At 52.0% G+C, this 615-nt stretch carries 1 rRNA gene; it reads right to left on the reverse strand.

Going from position 1 to position 615, the window contains the following annotated elements:
• Window positions 1–484, reverse strand: a 16S ribosomal RNA gene (locus IV91_RS0115185); the annotation flags it as partial.
• Between the last annotated feature and the right edge of the window lie 131 nt (window positions 485–615).

The following is a 615-nucleotide window of genomic DNA, read 5'->3' on the forward strand; positions in this document are numbered from 1 at the left end:
AGGTACCGTCATCAATCCAGGTTATTCGCCTGAACCTTTTCTTCCCTCACGAAAGAGCTTTACAACCCGAAGGCCTTCTTCACTCACGCGGCATGGCTGGATCAGGGTTTCCCCCATTGTCCAAAATTCCCCACTGCTGCCTCCCGTAGGAGTCTGGGCCGTGTCTCAGTCCCAGTGTGGCTGATCATCCTCTCAGACCAGCTACCGATCGTCGCCTTGGTAAGCCTTTACCTCACCAACTAGCTAATCGGACATCGGCCGCTCCTTCAGCGCGAGGCCTTTCGGTCCCCCGCTTTCCTCCTCAGAGCTTATGCGGTATTAGCACAACTTTCGCTGCGTTATCCCCCACTCAAGGATACGTTCCGATGCATTACTCACCCGTTCGCCACTCGCCACCAGGGTTGCCCCCGTGCTGCCGTTCGACTTGCATGTGTAAAGCATGCCGCCAGCGTTCAATCTGAGCCAGGATCAAACTCTTCAGTTCAAATCCTCTTTTGTAACAGCACATCTCTGCACCATCACCCCACTCAAAGTAACCTAACGGTTATTTCTTCGTGAGCACTACAATTTATTACTCCCTTGTAGTACCCACACCTATCGGTATCAAATTTTTAA

It is taken from the genome of Ferrovum myxofaciens (genome assembly GCF_000735045.1).
GTDB classification, from domain to species: Bacteria; Pseudomonadota; Gammaproteobacteria; order Burkholderiales; family Ferrovaceae; genus Ferrovum; species Ferrovum myxofaciens.